Raw genomic sequence first — 2,364 nt, 5'->3', positions numbered from 1 at the left:
CACGAGGGCCTGCTCAACTACCTGTCGCTGCTCGGCTGGTCGCTGTCGGCCGATCGCGACGTCTTCTCGCGCCAGGAGCTCATCGACGCGTTCGACATCGTCGACGTCAACCCCAACCCGGCCCGCTTCGACCAGAAGAAGGCCGAGTCGATCAACGGCGACCACATCCGCATGCTCGCGCCGGCCGACTTCGCCGCGCGGCTCGTGCCGTACCTCGCCGCCGCCGGGTTGGTGTCGTCGCCTTTGTCGGCGGTCGAGCAGCGGATCCTGGATGCCGCCGCCCCCCTCGTGCAGGAGCGCATGCAGCTGCTCGGCGACGCGCCGGGCCTGCTCGGCTTCCTGTTCCGCGACGAGGTCGACTACGACGCGGATGCCGTGGCCTCACTGCCCGCGAACGCGGGGGAGGTGCTCGTGGCCTCCGTCGGCGCGCTCGAGCTGATCCCCGAGCAGGGCTTCACCGCCGCCGCCGTGCAGGAGGCGCTCTCGGGCGCCCTGATCGACGGGCTGGGCCTGAAGCCCCGCGTCGCGTACGGTCCGCTGCGCGTGGCGGTGAGCGGTCGGCGCGTGTCGCCGCCGCTGTTCGAGTCGATGGAGCTGCTCGGCAAGGCCGAGTCGATCCGCCGCCTCGGCGCGCTCGTCAACAGGTAGCGCGTCAGTTTGGCCGGACGCCGAAGGTCGCATAGACTTGACCCTCGGTGCGACTCCGGTCAAACCCCCTTGGGGTATGGTGTAATTGGCAACACGGCTGATTCTGGTTCAGTTGTTCTTGGTTCGAGTCCAGGTACCCCAGCCACATCGTAGTTACTCAAACCCCGGTCAAATGAACTGACCTTGTTTGAGTATGAAACTGAACTCCCCGCTCGCGAGCGGGGAGTTTTGTTTTGATCAGACATGGTGCTCTGACGCGCGACTTCTACTCGGCCGTGGATCTCACGAATCCGCACGTTGCCATCGTGGCGTTCTGCTTCGATCTGGATCCCCTCATCGGTCACGTTGACTCGCCCCGGCATGTCCGGAGACAGGATTCCTTGGAAGGATCTATCTCATGGGACGTCCCAGTAAGTACCCGCGTGAGCTTCGTGAGCGTGCTGTCCGTATGGTCGCCGAGGTGCGATCCGACTATCCGAGCGAGTACGCCGCGATGACCGCTGTCGCGCAGATGCTCGGCGTCGGGTCGCCAGAAACGATCCGCACCTGGATCCGCAGGCAGCAGGTCGACGCGGGCGACCGGCCCGGAGTCACGACCGACGCCGCGGTGGAGATCAAGCGACTCAAGCGGGAGAACGCGGAGCTGCGGCGCGCGAACGAGATCTTGAAGGCGGCCTCGGCTTTCTTCGCGGCCGAACTCGACCGGCCACACAAGCGATAGTCGGCTTCATCGACGCGCACAAGGACTGCGCCGACGGAGGGCTCCGATGGGGTGTCGAGTCGATCTGCGCCGTGCTTACCCAGCACGGCGTGAAGATCGCCCCATCGACCTACTACGACGCGCGAGGTCGCGGTCCGTCACCGCGGATCGTGTCGGACGAGAGGTGGAAGCCGATCATCCTGACCACGTGGCAGACGCATCGGAAAGTGCTCGGGGCCCGGAAGCTCTGGCTGCGGGTGCGTCGCGACGGGCACGACATTGCCCGTTGCACGGTCGAACGCCTCATGCGCGAGCTCGGGATCGCCGGAGTGGTCCGCGGGAAGAGGAAACGTCCCGTGGATACGGATCTGCGGGAGACCAGGCCCGCCGACCTCGTCGACCGGCACTTCGCGCGGTTCCGCACGAACCAGCTCTGGGTCGCCGACTTCACCTACGTCTGGACGTGGTCCGGATGGGTCTACGTCGCGTTCGTGTTCGACGCGCACTCCCGCCGCATCATCGGGTGGCGAGCGGCGACCTGGATGACAACTCCGCTCGTGCTCGACTGCCTCGACATGGCCCTGTTCACCCGCCGCCGCGAAGGCGTCACCGGGTTCGCCGGACTCACGCACCACACCGACGCAGGCAGCGTCTACACCTCGATTGCCTTCACCGACCGGCTCGTCGACGAGGGCATCGACCCCTCGGTCGGGTCCGTCGGCGACGCCTACGACAATTCCCTCGCGGAGTCGCAGATCGGGCTCTACAAGTCCGAGCTCATCCACCACGACGGGCCCTGGCGCGACATCGACCAGGTCGAGGCGGCAACCGCGTCGTGGGTGCTCTGGTTCAACACGCAGCGCCCCCACGGCTCGATCGATGACCTCACGCCCCTCGAGGTCGAGCAGCTCGACTACGCTCGCAACGAACCGGTCGGAAAGGCCGGCTGACACCAGCAAAACGCTCTCCGGACACGCCGGGGCGAGTCACCCACACCTCAGCCCGCGCCCCCCAGC

1 protein-coding gene, 1 tRNA gene and 1 pseudogene are annotated in these 2,364 nt (G+C 66.7%); all 3 read left to right on the top strand.

Annotated elements, in window-relative coordinates; genetic code table 11:
• A pseudogene (locus ACE3O1_RS15405) lies at window positions 1-648 on the top strand (glutamate--tRNA ligase); the annotation flags it as partial.
• 70 nt (window positions 649-718) lie between these two features.
• Window positions 719-793, top strand: a tRNA-Gln gene (locus ACE3O1_RS15400).
• A gap of 252 nt (window positions 794-1,045) precedes the next feature.
• A protein-coding gene (locus tag ACE3O1_RS15395; protein WP_374316547.1) for an IS3 family transposase occupies window positions 1,046-2,298 on the top strand; the annotation gives its coding sequence in 2 pieces (ribosomal slippage) (window positions 1,046-1,328 and window positions 1,328-2,298; 1,254 coding nt in all).
• Window positions 2,299-2,364 lie beyond the last annotated feature (66 nt).

The organism is Microbacterium sp. (assembly GCF_041909575.1).
Lineage (GTDB): Bacteria > Actinomycetota > Actinomycetes > Actinomycetales > Microbacteriaceae > Microbacterium.
Note: the sequence above shows the minus strand (reverse complement) of the source record. Positions and strands in the feature narration are given on the sequence as shown.